This window comes from Paenibacillus sp. NPDC056579, assembly GCF_042793215.1.
Lineage (GTDB): Bacteria > Bacillota > Bacilli > Paenibacillales > NBRC-103111 > Paenibacillus_S.
Genome location: NZ_JBHTVD010000007.1, coordinates 293025 through 307116, shown reverse-complemented (window position 1 = coordinate 307116; position 14092 = coordinate 293025). Strand labels below are relative to the sequence as shown.

At 51.1% G+C, this 14092-nt stretch carries 11 protein-coding genes and 1 other annotated feature; of the genes, 4 read left to right on the top strand and 7 right to left on the bottom strand.

Going from position 1 to position 14092, the window contains the following annotated elements; genetic code table 11:
- Positions 1-8: 8 nt before the first annotated feature.
- The 5 genes from ACFQ88_RS26255 to ACFQ88_RS26235 all read right to left on the bottom strand — a co-directional run bounded on the left by ACFQ88_RS26255 (position 9) and on the right by ACFQ88_RS26235 (position 8215).
- Positions 9-2051, bottom strand: a complete 2043-nt coding sequence (locus tag ACFQ88_RS26255; protein ID WP_379458655.1) for a BglG family transcription antiterminator — start codon at positions 2049-2051, stop codon at positions 9-11.
- Positions 2052-2115: 64 nt separating this feature from the next.
- Positions 2116-3570, bottom strand: a complete 1455-nt coding sequence (locus ACFQ88_RS26250) for a PTS mannitol transporter subunit IIBC (RefSeq protein WP_379458653.1) — start codon at positions 3568-3570, stop codon at positions 2116-2118.
- Between the two features lie 264 nt (positions 3571-3834).
- Positions 3835-5949, bottom strand: a complete 2115-nt coding sequence (locus ACFQ88_RS26245; RefSeq protein WP_379458651.1) for an ABC transporter ATP-binding protein — start codon at positions 5947-5949, stop codon at positions 3835-3837.
- Positions 5946-7754, bottom strand: coding sequence for an ABC transporter ATP-binding protein (locus ACFQ88_RS26240; RefSeq protein ID WP_379458649.1), 1809 nt, complete (start codon positions 7752-7754; stop codon positions 5946-5948). Before ACFQ88_RS26240 ends, ACFQ88_RS26245 begins: the two co-directional genes overlap by 4 nt.
- Positions 7755-7888: 134 nt before the next feature.
- A complete protein-coding gene (locus tag ACFQ88_RS26235; protein ID WP_379458647.1) occupies positions 7889-8215 on the bottom strand; it encodes a hypothetical protein in 327 nt (108 codons plus the stop codon).
- A 256-nt stretch (positions 8216-8471) separates the two neighbouring features.
- Between ACFQ88_RS26235 and ACFQ88_RS26230 the strand changes: the two genes are divergently transcribed.
- Positions 8472-9452, top strand: a complete 981-nt coding sequence (locus tag ACFQ88_RS26230; RefSeq protein ID WP_239628764.1) for a metal-dependent hydrolase — start codon at positions 8472-8474, stop codon at positions 9450-9452.
- Positions 9453-9652: 200 nt separating this feature from the next.
- Here ACFQ88_RS26230 and ACFQ88_RS26225 read toward each other — a convergent pair whose 3' ends face one another.
- Positions 9653-9877 (bottom strand): alpha/beta-type small acid-soluble spore protein, encoded by a 225-nt coding sequence (locus ACFQ88_RS26225; RefSeq protein ID WP_239628766.1) that lies wholly within the window; start codon positions 9875-9877, stop codon positions 9653-9655.
- Between the two features lie 151 nt (positions 9878-10028).
- Here ACFQ88_RS26225 and ACFQ88_RS26220 point away from each other — a divergent pair, with 151 nt between their 5' ends.
- Positions 10029-10214: a DUF5325 family protein gene (locus tag ACFQ88_RS26220; protein WP_379458644.1), complete on the top strand. Its 186-nt coding sequence runs from the start codon at positions 10029-10031 to the stop codon at positions 10212-10214.
- Here the strand turns inward: ACFQ88_RS26220 and trpS are convergent.
- Positions 10211-11194 (bottom strand): tryptophan--tRNA ligase, encoded by a 984-nt coding sequence (trpS, locus tag ACFQ88_RS26215; protein ID WP_379458642.1) that lies wholly within the window; start codon positions 11192-11194, stop codon positions 10211-10213. The genes ACFQ88_RS26220 and trpS overlap by 4 nt on opposite strands.
- 187 nt (positions 11195-11381) lie before the next feature.
- Positions 11382-11655, bottom strand: a binding site (T-box leader).
- 187 nt (positions 11656-11842) lie between these two features.
- Here trpS and ACFQ88_RS26210 point away from each other — a divergent pair.
- A complete protein-coding gene (locus ACFQ88_RS26210; protein WP_379458640.1) occupies positions 11843-12964 on the top strand; it encodes a permease in 1122 nt (373 codons plus the stop codon).
- A 19-nt stretch (positions 12965-12983) separates the two neighbouring features.
- Positions 12984-13913: a TIGR03943 family putative permease subunit gene (locus ACFQ88_RS26205; protein ID WP_379458638.1), complete on the top strand. Its 930-nt coding sequence runs from the start codon at positions 12984-12986 to the stop codon at positions 13911-13913.
- The last annotated feature ends 179 nt before the right edge of the window (positions 13914-14092 follow it).

Below are 14092 nucleotides of genomic sequence, written 5' to 3'. Positions count from 1 at the left end.
TATCCGAATTATTTTTTATTTTCTAAAAAAGCCGTAAGCTCTCGCGATAAAAATTGCTTGATCTCGCTCTGCTCCCCTGTTCTCAGAAGCTCAATCATTTCCGGAAGCAGCAGGTAGGAGCTGATTTCGCTCAGCACCTCCAAGCTTTCCTTGGGAAGCTCTTGCGAACCCAGCATGAGCAGCACATGCCTGACGCCAGGCGATACGGGCTGATCCAGCAGTAAATCCTCCTTCAACTGAAACAGCGTCAGGGTAGGCTCCAACACCCGCCCGCTTCGGATATGAAACAGCGCCAGCTCCGTATCGGGAATGACTTGGCTGCTTAACCGCTCCCGTTCCAGCAGCAGCTCGACGATTGATTCCACATCCTCGATATAACCCGATTGCCGCGCGTATTCGCACATGACTTGAAGCGTCTCGCGCAAGCTATGAAACGATTGATCCAGAGGATACACCGAGAAGCCGTCCACAATCCGGACGATTTCATTGACGTACAGCCGGATCCGGTGAAGGCTTTCGGTTGAATGCTTGAGGTTCCGTACTACGGCTCCCTGGTCCCTGCCGTTGTCCTTTTGCAAGGTGACGTTTTGGATAAATAACCGGAGCCGTTCGGCTTCATCCTTCGTTAGCAGCGGGCTGAGCTTGATATATTGGTCGTCATCCAAAGGCAAATCTACCGTCGAGATGATCAAATCGTATTCAGCCTCCGGAATATGGACCGCCTCAAACCAGGAGACGTGACCGAGAATTTCAATTTGCGGGAGCTCCTTTGTGAGCCGAACCGCAAGCATCTTCGAGGTACCTATTCCGCTGGTGCAGACGATGATCGCTCTGACGTTGCGGCGCAGCTGCTTTTGCCTTTCCAATGAAGCGCCGAAATGCATGACCAGAAAGCCGATCTCTTCGTCGGGAACCGCCGGCTCCGTTATTGTCTCGTTAACCGACAAACGTATGGCTTCAAACAGCTCTTCGTAGTCTCTCTTGATTTGCGTTAGCAGCGGGTTGCGGATCGTTGCTCCGGCTTGAAGCCGTTTCAGTGCGGATTCAAGGTGGCTTAGCAGGCCGTCCCTTAGGGAGCGGTCCTCACTGTACGATACACCGCTGCGCTCTTCCATTCGACGGATCAGCTTCCAGACAATTTCCATATAGCTTAATTCATCAAAAGGAAGCAGCTGGTTCGGGTGAGGCTCCTCCGGTTGAAGCAGCTCCGCCAGATAGCGTATTTCAGCCTCCGGCCATTCCATGGGAACGATCTTGGACAATTGTTCTATCGTATGAGTGAGCAAATCACTTCGACGTATGGTTTCGGTTTCTACATTTGCCTCAATAACCTTTCCCTGCTTCATTCTTGCTATCAAAATAGAGATGTCGATCAAGAGACGGGTATATTCACTTTCCGACAGCTTATTTAAGCCTTCGTCCTCCGCATCCCAAAGCGCCGCTTCGACGTCCGCAAAATACGATTTGCCGATGAGCTGTAGCAGCTTCATGACAAGCGGCGATGGAGAGCGTGCCGATTTTCCATACAGGTCGGATTCATCCAGATAGTTTCTCGCCAGCCGTGCGATCAGCTTCCGTTTGTTCATCTCCGTGCCGTTCAAGCCGACGCCGTACCCTCTTCTTCGGATAAGAGTAAGGTTGGACTTTTGGATCCAGCTCTCCAGCTCATCCAAATCGTTAGTAATCGTCGGGATGGTCACACGGAGAGAGTGGGCTAAAGCGAACAGCTTCACCGGCTCATCCTCGTCAAGCAAAGTGCACAAAATGAACAGCTTGCGGTCCTGCGACGAATGTTCGATCGCTGCCGCATCATGCAGCTTTCTTTTGAAAGCCTCTATGTCCTGCAAATCGCCTTGAAGCTGGATGCCTTTGCCGGACTTTTTTTGCAGCGATAAGCCGGAAGACGATATTATCGCCTCCAGCTCCGTCAGCTCCCTGTGAACGGTTCGCGTGCTCACGTTGATTTCTGCGGCAATTTCCCCGGCTGTCACATCGACATTACGGCTCAGCAGCAGCTCAAGGATTTGACGGTGCCTATGAGAGAGGGTCATATGCATGCTCCTCGATAACATAATGGAGATAACGCCGGCCGTAAGCCAGCGTTAGCCATGATTCTTAACCCCGCAATCGTTTGACGAGATCGTCGTATTCCGGGCTTTTCATGAAATTATCAATGGAAATATGCTCGGCTTGCGGCGCTTGATTGCGCGCCCGATCCGTCAACGATTTGTGAGTGATTACGATATCGGCGTCCTTCGGTATTTCGCTGATTGCGGTGTTTACCACGGTGACGTCGACCTCGGCCTCTTTCATTTTCTTTCTTAATATCGAAGCTCCCATCGCACTGGAGCCCATACCGGCATCGCATGAGAATACGATTTTGTTGACTGCGGAAGCCGGCTTCACTACCGCTTCAGCTGCAGCCGGTGCATTAGCAGCAGCCGCTGCTCCCGCTGCGCTTGGCGCTTGCTTCATTTGTTTCATTTTCGCCGTTGCTTGTTCAAGCTCATCCTCTTCACCCGATTGCTTGGTCGTTTTGAGCAGCAGTGCGGCAACGAGGAACGAAACGATAGTCGCAGTGATGACCCCAGTGAAAATGGAGAGCAGACCGCCCTTAGGCGCCATAGCGATGTAGGCGAAAATACTTCCCGGCGACGGTGGAGCGACCAAACCGGCTCCGAACAAGGAGAACGTAAAGGTACCGGTTACTCCGCCCGCGATAACCGCCAAGAGTAAGCGAGGGTTCATCAATATATAAGGGAAATAAATTTCATGAATACCGCCGAAGAAGTGAATAATGGCGGCACCGGGAGCCGACAGCTTTGCCGAACCGCGTCCGACCAGCCAGTAGGCCATCAATATTCCAAGCCCCGGACCTGGATTGGACTCCAGCATGAACAGGATGGAACGTCCTGTATTGGAGGCCTGCTCCAAAGCGATAGGACTCAGAACGCCATGGTTAATGGCATTGTTCAGGAACAAAATCTTGCCCGGCTCGATCAGCACGTTGGCCAGCGGCAGAAGCCCTGCATTCACCAGGAACTGAACTCCGGCTGCGAGCGCTTTGCTCACGATTTGGACGGCTGGGCCGACTACGGTGTAGGCAAGAACCGCCAAAATACCGCCGATAATACCGGATGAGAAGTTGTTGACGAGCATCTCGAAGCCGGATTTCACTTTGCCTTCAATCGACTTGTCAAAACGCTTCAACACCCAGGCAGCGAAAGGACCGACTATCATCGCTCCCATAAACATCGGGATATCCGTGCCGACGATAACCCCCATCGTCGCTACCGCGCCGATGACACCGCCGCGCGTTCCGTGAATCATCGATCCGCCCGTGTACCCGATCAATACTGGCAGCAGGTACGTAATCATGGGGCCGACTAGCTTAGCCAAATACTCATTGGGAAACCAGCCTGTCGGAATAAATAAGGCGGTAATCAGCCCCCACGCGATAAAAGCACCGATATTGGGCATGACCATGCCGCTTAAAAAACGCCCGAAGCTTTGCACTTTGACCCGGACTCCGCCGGAGGACGCTTGTTTTTGTGCTGCGATAGTATCCATTAGGATAACCCCCTTTAACTATTTCATGATCTAATCGTAATGCAAAAGCGCTTTCAGGTTCAATGAAATCAAAATCCTGTTTCGTCATGAACATTGTTGACAACATTTTTTTACCCAAGTCTTGGGCCCGGCGAGGGAACTGCTTCCATGGAGAAAACTAGTTGCTACGGATGACAAAAAAACCCGGATCCATTGGAGGATCCGGGTTTACGTTGATAGGGTCAGAACCTAATGTTGCCAGTGAAGCCGTTGGAAAACACTCTTTTACTTCGCCGCAGGCATCGGCTTCTGCTCCTTATACTGCAGCTCATACAAGCGGTAGTAGTAGCCCCGCTGCGCCAGCAGCTGGTAATGGTTGCCGATTTCGCGCACTTTGCCCTTGTGCATGACGATGATCTGGTCGGCATGCTGAATCGTCGACAGCCGGTGGGCTACGATAAGCGTCGTTCGGCCCGCCGAAATGTTGTGCAGCGCGTCCTGAACGACAATCTCGGTCTCGGTGTCGATGTTCGACGTCGCCTCGTCGAGAATAAGAATTTCCGGGCGGAACGCGATCGCCCGCGCGAAGGAAAGCAGCTGCCGCTGACCGAGCGACAGGTTGATGCCCCGCTCGCCGAGCAGCGTGTTATAGCCTTGCGGCAGGTCGCGGACGAACTCGTCGATATGCACCATTTTGGCCGCATCGAACACTTCCTCATCCGTGATTTCGGTGTTATTCAAGCGAATGTTGGATGCAATATCGCCGGTGAACAGGAAGACGTCCTGCTGCACGATACTGATGCTGCGCCGCAGCTCGTCGAGCGGGATATCGCGGATATCGACGCCGTCGAGGCGAATGCTGCCTTTTTGAATATCATAAAAGCGGTTGATCAGCTGGATGATCGAGCTTTTGCCGGCACCCGTCGCTCCTACGAAGGCTATCGTCTGTCCAGGCTGAATGGTGAAGCTGACATCCTTCAGCACCCAATCTTCTTTATTGTAAGCGAACCATACATGGTCGAACGTAATTTCGCCGCGGATCGGCTTCGGCAGGCTCTTGGTAACCTCCGAATCGACGATGGACGGCTTCTCGTCCAGCATTTCGAATATACGCTCCGCTCCGACCATCGCGGTCTGAATCTGATTGTATTTCTCCGCCAAGCTCATCAGCGGCTGGAAAAACTGTCTTACGTAATGCGTAAAAGCATATACGATACCGAACGTGATGCTGCCTTCGATAACGCTGGCCCCGCCATACCAGAGCAGGAGTGCAATCGCCAGGTTGCCGAAAAAGCCGATAGCCGGCTGGAAGATCGAGTTAATAACGGTACCCCGCATCCCCGCACGGTAAAATTCCGTATTGTGGTGATCGAACTGCTCCCATTGTCTTTGCTCCCGAATAAACAATTGCGTAATCCGGATGCCGGACAAGTTTTCCGCCAAAAAGGAGTTCAACCGCGACAAAATGATTCTCGATTTACGCTGCGCCTCTCTGATGACAGACCGGTACCAGAACGTAAGCACCGCAAGAAACGGGATGACCGCAAACGACAGCAGCGCGAGCTTCATGCTCATTTGCATCATGATAACGATCGTTCCGATCAGGAAAATTACGTCCTTCACCAGGTTGACGACAACCTGCGAATATAATTGGTTCAACGATTCGGTGTCCTGGGTTACCCTAACGACCAATCGTCCGACCGGATTACGGTCAAAGTACGACATCGACATCCGGTTCAAATGGCTGAACAGCTGCTGCCGAATATTGAAAATGATCGTCTGGCCCGTATATTGCAGCAGATTGCTTTGCAAATAGTTGAGTATCGCACCTGTCACAACTGTGAGCAGGAACAAAATTCCAAGCGTAGTAAACCCGCTGTAATCCTGCTTCTTAAATGCATCCAAAGCCGGTTCATCCAATACAACGGCATCATATACGCTGTTCTCCGCCGTCGTCAGCTTCACCGCTCCGCCCTGCTCCGCAACCTTCAATTCGGATTGCTGCGCAGGCAGCCAGCCGTTGATCATGTACTCACGGCCGTCGACGTTCACGATCTGCTTCTTTTCGGTCCCTGCAGGAATCGTTCCGTTCTCCGTCTCATCGGGCTCCAAGCGGACAAAGTCCCGGCCATTCCAGGAGGCAGCTGAACCGCCGTAAGGCTTCAGCTTCCCGGCTTGATCGCTGCTGACAGCGAGCATGGGCTTGTGCATCCCGTTGATATGGCCGTCGATTGCGATTTTCATTAAGTAGGGTCTTGCCAAGTCCGCCACCACGATCAAAAACGAAAGGGCGATACACAGAAGGATCATCTTCCAATAAGGCTTGGCGTAAGACATAAGCCGCGAGATCAGCTGGCTGTCTTTAAAATTCTTGATCTCTTTCTCCGTATGAATATTCATGCGCCTGCTCCCTTCCGAATAAGCCCGCCCTGAGTCAAATCAAGCTCTTGGCCTTCCTGTCTTTCGGCCTCTTGATCCAACAGCTGCTTATGGTACATATCCGCATAAATACCGTTTTGCCGAAGAAGCTTCTCATGCGATCCTTGCTCTACGATTTCGCCTTCATCCATAACGACGATTTGATCGGCGGACTGAACCGAAGAGATCCGGTGTCCGATAATAATGGTCGTTCTTTTGTTCATAACCGATTTCAGCCCTTCGAGAATCAAATCCTCGGTTATCGTATCTACGGCCGACAAGCTATCATCGAAGATGAGAATGGAAGGCTTCTTAATAATTGCCCGGGCAATGCTCACACGCTGGCGCTGTCCGCCGGATAACGAAATGCCGCGTTCGCCGAGCGCCGTATCGAATTGTTCGGGAAACTCTACAATGTTATCGTACACTTGGGCTACCTTGGACGCTTCGACAACCTGTTCATCGGTATACGGCTTCGGGTCGAAGCCGATGTTGTCGCGAATGGTCGACGAGAACAGGAACTGATCCTGCGGCACGATGCCAATCTGCCCGCGCAGCGTCTGCAGCGGAATTTCATGGATGTCGTTGCCGTCGATGAATACCGTTCCCGCCGGCGGATTATAAAGGCGGACAAGCAGATGCACGAGCGTGCTCTTCCCGCTGCCGACACGGCCGACGATGGCGAGGCTGCTTCCTTTTTTCACTTTGAGCGAAATGTTTTTCAGCGTCGGTCTGCTTGCCTCCGGGTAAGAGAAGGTCAGATTGCGAATTTCGATATCCCCGTCGATGTTATCGATGTGCTGCTTGGCCATCTCGTCGTCGACGATATCAGGCTGCGTGTTGAAAATTTCCATCAAGCGAAGCTCCGACGCTCGGCCGCGCTGCATCAAATTGACGACCTTGCCCAAGTTTTCAATCGGTCCCATCAGCAAGGATAAATACGTATTGAACGCTACGAATTCTCCTAGCGTAATAATGTTTTTAAGCACCATAATGCCCCCGAGCACGACGGATACGAGAAAACTGAATCCGACGATACCGGAGCTCAATGCGCCGAACAGCGAGTTCGAGCGGACGAACCTGCGGTTCATGTCAACCGCATGCTGATTATCCTTGGTGAACAGCTCGCGCTCCGCCTTTTCCTGTACAAACGCTTTCACGACACGAATCCCCGCGGTGAATTCCTGCACTCTGCTGGTCAAATCGGAAATGGCCTTTTGCATATCGACGGATTGCTGCTGAATCCGGCTGTTGAAGCGATAAGCCAAGAGGCTTAACAGCGGCAGCGGGAGCATGGTTATCAGCGTCAGCCACGGATTTACCGATGTCACCATCGCGATAACCGAAATGACGATCAGCATGAGCGATTCCATAATATTGAAATATCCTTGCATCGTCACCTCGCGGACGACGCCAACGTCACTAATCGCGTGGGACATTAAATCGCCGATCCGCTGGTTGTTGAAATATTGCGCGGATAGCCTCTCCCAATGCTTGAACAAATTCCCTCTTACACGCATTTCGAGCATTCTTGACAGTCGGAACAAATAAATCCGGCTCGTCGAACGGAAAAATGCTATCCCAAGCCCTACCGCCGTCATCCACAGCGCGAACTTGATCGTTTCCTGGTACGTTAATGCCGAATCCTGCAATTTGTCCGTAAAATCACCAAGCAGCAGCGGTATTAACAGCTGAAGCAAGCTGGATATGGACAATAATGCAAATCCAATCAAGTAAGGCCAGCGATTCCTCTTAACATGGTTCCAAAAAATATTGTGCCTCTCCATCCGTTTTCCCCCCACGGCTTTCCGCATTGATGCCTACTTTTTACGAGTCCTTGCCGTATCTAGTATAAGGCTAATGTTAAGATTACCTTGATTGGAAGGAAGATACCATGGATATACTTGCTTCAAATTATGGACTATTTTACTTTTCCGAAATGCCAAATATGGATTTTGGCCGCTCCTCCTTTGACCCATTGGCCAAGCTGCTCCCAGTCCGTCATGCTGTATTTGCTGCTTGCCGGTAGGGCTTGCTCATTCTCGTCGTTTACCGTCAGCTGTCTGGCTTTTTTCAGCGATTCATACTCTTCGTACGACACGTGCCACAGCTCGACGAACAAACCGGGCTGGTCCGTCCCCTCCAGCCATTCGAGCTCCGGGTAATTAGCCCTCACACCGTCCATCCACTTTGAATAATCTGGCCTGTAATTGGGTAAGATTTGATATTCGACAAATGCTATAGACATTTTTTAACCCCTTTAGCTTTATTTTAAGGTAGAAAATGATACACTAATAATATGCCCTTCCGCCTTCATTTCTCAAGAAAGGAAGCCGGAGCTGGCGCATTTGCTTTCCTGCGGAAAGCCAGGTTTATGCTTACGATGCAAGCTTTCCTCCGGAAAGCTCGGCACATGCTTACGATGCAAGCTTTCCGAAGGAAAGCTCGGCACACGCTTACGATGCAAGCTTTCCTTCGGAAAGCTCTTAGGAGGAGACCACAACATGGACAGCGGAACACACCTTGTAATCGGCTTCGGACTAGCCGGATTGGCTTACATCGATCCCGTAGTTGCAGCGGATCCCAGCGTTTCCACCGCCGTTTTAATCGGGACCGTACTCGGATCGCAAGCGCCCGATGCAGATACATTGCTGCGGCTGAAAGACAACGCTACCTACATTAAAAACCATCGCGGCCGATCGCATTCGCTGCCCGCCCTCATCATATGGACGGCATTAATCACCTTAGGCCTAATGATGGCCTTCGACAACCTGCCATTCTGGCACGTGACCATGTGGGTATTTATCGCTGTAGCATTCCATGTGTTCACCGATTTGTTCAATACGTACGGTACGCAGGCGTTCCGGCCATTTTCGGAAAAGTGGGTCTCGTGGAACATTATTCATATATTCGATCCCGTCATTTTTATATCCCACCTCATTGCTATCTTCATGTGGTCGGTTCATCTGGTTCGTCCGGAGGTTCTCTTTCCCATTTTGTACATGATATTGGCAGTGTATTACGTCTGGAGATCGTGGTATCATCATTATCTGGAGTCCAATCTGTTCCAGAAAGATCCCCGCTATAAGCAGGGCGAACGCTATTATTTGATACCGACCTTTCATTTGTATGTATGGCAAGTGGTGAAGAAGATGCCTAACGGCCATTTTGCCCTTGGAGAATACAGGAACAACCGGATCAAGTGGGTCGATGAAGTGTCTTGCGATGCTCATCCGGCCGTGGAAGCTTCCAAAAACAACAAAGATATAGCCGCTTTCCTGTACTTTACCTCTTTCGCCTGCGCGGATCTTCACTTTCATGAGTGGGGATATGAGGTACGATGGGCCGATGTCCGGTACCGCCACCGGAAGCAGTATCCGTTCGTAGCCGTCATGATGCTGGATAAGGAGTTGAACCCCCTCGATTCTTATGTAGGATGGGTCAGCGAGACGCGTCTCGGCAAAAAATTGCGGGTCAATACGTAGCTCGGGTACCGATGCTGCTCGACATTCGATGAAAAATGGCAGGAGAGGCCACTTTCGCACATGCACCGTTAAAATCTTGGGCTGTTGCAAAACAGCCCTTTTCTTTTGCCTGAGGGAGTCGTATCTTATATAATACAAAAAAGCCCAGGGATTGCTCCCTGAGCTTCTATGATGATACGTTGATTCGAAGCCAGTGTCGATTAACGAGTTTGGCCAGCCAGCGATTGCTCGGCGATTTGAACCAGACGACGAGTGATGTGACCACCGATTGCACCCGTGTCACGGGATGCCATGTAACCGTAGTACCCGTCTTGTGGGATTTGAATACCCAACTCTTGAGCTACCTCATACTTTAATTGATCCAAAGCTTGGTTTGCTTGAGGTACGACTAATTGGTTACTGCTTCGGGATTGTCCTTGTGCCATGATGATCAGCACTCCTTTCAATCTGAATGATATCTTTGATGTATTTGCAAGCTTGCAAACTTATTATGTGACGCACGTCAAAAAGTATACGCACAATTTGAAAAAATCTTTTCGATTTTCAAATACTCATCAGAAAGGCGGTACTACCCGCATGAACAAAGGACTAGCACTCTTATTCGCTATTGTCGGAACGCTGCTGCTGGCCGGCATCAGCTTCTCTCTCAGCATCGGAAACGGATGGCTCGCATTGCTGTTCTCCGTATTGTCCATCGGCTTTATCGGATTCGGCTTTGTGGTCAAAGCCCGACTCAGACGGCGCAATGGAGAGGGCAATTAAAGAACGAGAAAGCCCATTCTCTCTTTCGTGATCCGCAATATGTTCTCGGCTTCCGCGGATGCCCTTTCAGCGCCTTGACGCAATATATCATGGAGCTCGCCGGACTTGCGGATGTCCTGATAGCGCTGCTGAATCGGCTCCAGCAAGGCAACGACCTGCTCGGCCAATTCTTTTTTGAACGGACCGTATCCTTGTCCTTCATACTGGGCTTCGATGTCCGCTATGGACTTATTCGAGCATTGCGCGTAAATGCTGATCAAATTGCTGACCTCCGGCTTGTTCTGAGGGTCAAATTTCACTTCACGGCCCGAGTCGGTTACGGCTCGGCTTATTTTTTTGCGGATGACGTCCGGCGCATCCAGCATGGCGATGAAGCTGCCTTGGTTGGCGCTGCTTTTGCTCATTTTCTTCGAGGCGTCGTCGAGCGACATGATGCGCGCTCCGACTTGCGGAATGTACGGCTCCGGAATCGTGAATGTATCGCCATATCTTTGGTTGAACCGCTGCGCCAAATCGCGTGTCAGCTCTAGATGCTGCTTCTGATCGTCGCCTACCGGTACGAGGTCCGCATTATATAGCAAAATATCGGCGGCCATCAGAGACGGGTACGTGAACAATCCGGCGCCTACGGATTCCTTGCCCGCCGCTTTGTCCTTGAACTGCGTCATCCGCTCCAGCTCGCCCATATAAGTCAACGTCGTCAACAACCATCCGAGCTCCGCATGCTGGCGCACATGGGATTGCAGGAATACCGTTGCCTTGGACGGGTCGATCCCCGCCGCGATATACAGCGCGGCTACCGCCTCGCTCTGCTCGCGCAGCGCGGCCGGCTCCTGCGGCACGGTGATGGCGTGCAAATCGACCGCCATGAAGTAGCAGTCGTGCGTATGCTGCAAAGCCACGTAGTTTTTCAGCGCTCCGATGTAGTTGCCCAATGTCAATTGTCCGCTCGGCTGCATGCCGGATAATACTCTTTTCATTTGATGTTCCTCCTTGATTTTCTTTATGATGTTGTTTTATGGGTGGTGTTCCGATTTTGTAAGGAACGATATCCCGCTTCACCCGCTTGTGGAATGCACAGCGCAGCGGCAGCCATCTCACCTTCACATCAGTCTGTCCCACACGTCCCATACAATAATACTCCTCAACACAAAAAGGCCCTCCGCCGCAAGGGACGAAGGACCGTGGTGCCACCCTATTTTGCTTACATTCGCAGGGACAACAACGCCCAGCACTTATAAGCCTTAAGCTCTTGTAACGGAGAGTATCCGGACCAGCCTTTGATTATGATGCACCAATACCAGGTAAGAAGCCTGTCCGCATCATTTCGTTCAGCCGTCAGCTCCAGGACCCATTCAACGCCACTGCCTACCGGTTCACAGCACCCACCGGCTCTCTGAAAGGCTCATTGCCGCCTACTTGCTCCTGTCATTGCTTATTTCTATCATTAGGTTCTGATTGCTTCTTGTTATCATATACATAACATCCACACCATGTCAATCCTTCCCCAACGGGCAATTTTTTATCCCGATCCCCTTCATATTTTGTTATTTGCCTGTCCTATATACCGTACGTCCCGCATATTATATAATAATAATATTTACGAATTAGAAAGGGAGAAATGTCCAATGCGGCCAATGATCATGCGTTGGAGTACGAATGTGCTCACTTTAGCCTGCCTTATCATGCTGATTCTTATTTTTACCCAAAAGCATCCGATCGATTGGAGCTTTCTCCAGAGCAACGACATGCAGAACTTCAAAACGTTGTTCCTGAGCATCATTCTGGAGGCGTTCCCCTTCGTACTGCTTGGCGTACTCGTTTCGGCCCTGCTGCAAATGTTCGTCTCCGAGCAAACGATCCGCCGGCTTGTCCCGAAAAATCCGGTGCTGGGCATTCTGTTCGCTTGCGTTGTTGGGATTATTTTTCCGCTGTGCGAGTGCGGGATGATTCCTGTCATTCGCCGTTTGATGAAAAAAGGCATGCCCGTATATGTCGCCATCGTATTCATCTTGGTCGGCCCTATCATTAACCCGGTCGTCTATGCCTCCACCTTCATGGCGTTCCGAAGCCGCCCCGAGATTGCTTACTCCCGCATGGGACTGGCATTCATCGTGGCCTTGGCGATCGGCCTGATTGTTTACAAATTTGTCCGGTCGAATCCGCTTCGCGGCACTACTGCTTCGGCAGCGATACATAACCATCATGCACATGAGAACAGCCATCATCACGATCACGATCATTATCACGCGCACCATCATGCTCATGAACATCACAATACACATGAGCATCACCACCATGATCACGGCAGCCATACCCATGCTGGACATACCGGGGTTACAGGCAAGCTGTTCGGCATTCTCGGACACGCGTCCGATGAGTTTTTCGAAATGGGCAAATATTTGATGTTCGGAGCCATGCTGACCGCGGCAATACAGACGGTCGTTTCGAGAGAAAGCCTCGTTTCCATCGGGCAGGGAGACGTTCAATCCCATCTGTTCATGATGGCTTTTGCTTTTGTCCTGTCGCTCTGCTCCACCTCGGACGCGTTCGTGGCCTCCTCCTTCAATACGACGTTCTCGACAGGCTCGCTGCTGACGTTTCTCGTCTTCGGGCCGATGCTCGATATCAAAAGCCTGCTGATGATGCTGTCCGCCTTTAAAGCCCGCTTCGTCATAGCGTTATCCGCATTAATTGTCGTTGTCGTATTGGTTTGCTCACTTGTGTTCGAGCGAATCTTCTTCACCTGATCGAAAGGAGCGTGGAAGCTTGAGTCCGCGAATTATCAGTCTTCATCATTTCATCAAAGCCGCGATCCTGTTCGGCTTCGCCATGTATATCGTCTCTTTGGTCAAGACGGAAAACATTTTATATTACATAGCCCCGCGCATGGTCGACTACGTCAAATGGTCCGCCGTCGGTTTCTATGCGATAGCCGTGTATCAGGTGTACCAGGCATTTCGCTCCTTCTGGGGCAGCGCCGACGCCTGCGATTGCGATCACGACCATACGCCGTCCCGGTCCATTATGAAAAATACGGTGCTGTACGGCATGTTCATCATTCCGCTGCTGCTCGGCTTTCTCCTGCCCGATCTGTCGATGGGAAGCAGTCTCGCCGCCAAAAAAGGTATGAACCTGAGCAGCTCAAGCAGTGTCAAGAAAGATTCGGGAGCCGCCGCGGCGCCAGCATCGCCGTCTAGCACCCCACCGGCACAAAGCGCCAATGCTGGATCGACAGCAGCCGCCGGTTCTTCAGAGGAGCTCTTTCCATCGGATAAATTTACGGAGCAATACGCCAAATACGCCAAACAAATTTACAAGTCCGATCTCATCAAAGTGAAAGAAGAGCTGTACATGGAAACGCTGACTACGGTGGATTTGTATATGGATCGTTTTGTCGGCAAAAAAATGGAGCTGACCGGATTCGTCTACCGCCAGGAAGAGATGAAAGACAATCAGTTCGTTGTCGGACGCTTCTCGATTCAATGCTGCTCGGCCGACGCCGCTCCGTTCGGTGTTCTCGTCGAGTACGACCGTGCCAAAAACTTCGTCGATGACTCTTGGGTTACCGTAACCGGAACGATCCAGAAAACAAGGTTCAATGACATGGACATCATGATGCTGAAGGTAGAGAAAATCGCCGCAGCCGAACCGTCCAAAGCCCAGTATGTCTACCCTAATTTCGATTTCGGCACATAGCGGCTGGAAGGGATACCACCGGAATAGACAAACAAAAATTCAGTTTCCTTGGTTTCTCAAAAGTTCACCTGGCATATGTCCAGGTGTTTTGTTTTGACATCATGACAGCGGGCGTCCGCTTTTGATACAATGAAATGCAGTAGCAACCACTCTATGCACTTTTATCCGGCAAAGGAGAC

Excerpts from the sequence above, each read along its gene's own strand:
- ACFQ88_RS26235 (WP_379458647.1), bottom strand. The coding sequence starts at position 8,215 with ATGTCTATAGCATTTGTCGAATATCAAATCTTACCCAATTACAGGCCA.
- ACFQ88_RS26220 (WP_379458644.1), top strand. The coding sequence starts at position 10,029 with ATGAACAAAGGACTAGCACTCTTATTCGCTATTGTCGGAACGCTGCTG.
- ACFQ88_RS26250 (WP_379458653.1), bottom strand. The coding sequence starts at position 3,570 with ATGGATACTATCGCAGCACAAAAACAAGCGTCCTCCGGCGGAGTCCGG.
- ACFQ88_RS26210 (WP_379458640.1), top strand. The coding sequence starts at position 11,843 with ATGCGGCCAATGATCATGCGTTGGAGTACGAATGTGCTCACTTTAGCC.
- ACFQ88_RS26255 (WP_379458655.1), bottom strand. The coding sequence starts at position 2,051 with ATGACCCTCTCTCATAGGCACCGTCAAATCCTTGAGCTGCTGCTGAGC.
- ACFQ88_RS26230 (WP_239628764.1), top strand. The coding sequence starts at position 8,472 with ATGGACAGCGGAACACACCTTGTAATCGGCTTCGGACTAGCCGGATTG.
- ACFQ88_RS26240 (WP_379458649.1), bottom strand. The coding sequence starts at position 7,754 with ATGGAGAGGCACAATATTTTTTGGAACCATGTTAAGAGGAATCGCTGG.
- ACFQ88_RS26225 (WP_239628766.1), bottom strand. The coding sequence starts at position 9,877 with ATGGCACAAGGACAATCCCGAAGCAGTAACCAATTAGTCGTACCTCAA.
- ACFQ88_RS26245 (WP_379458651.1), bottom strand. The coding sequence starts at position 5,949 with ATGAATATTCATACGGAGAAAGAGATCAAGAATTTTAAAGACAGCCAG.
- trpS (WP_379458642.1), bottom strand. The coding sequence starts at position 11,194 with ATGAAAAGAGTATTATCCGGCATGCAGCCGAGCGGACAATTGACATTG.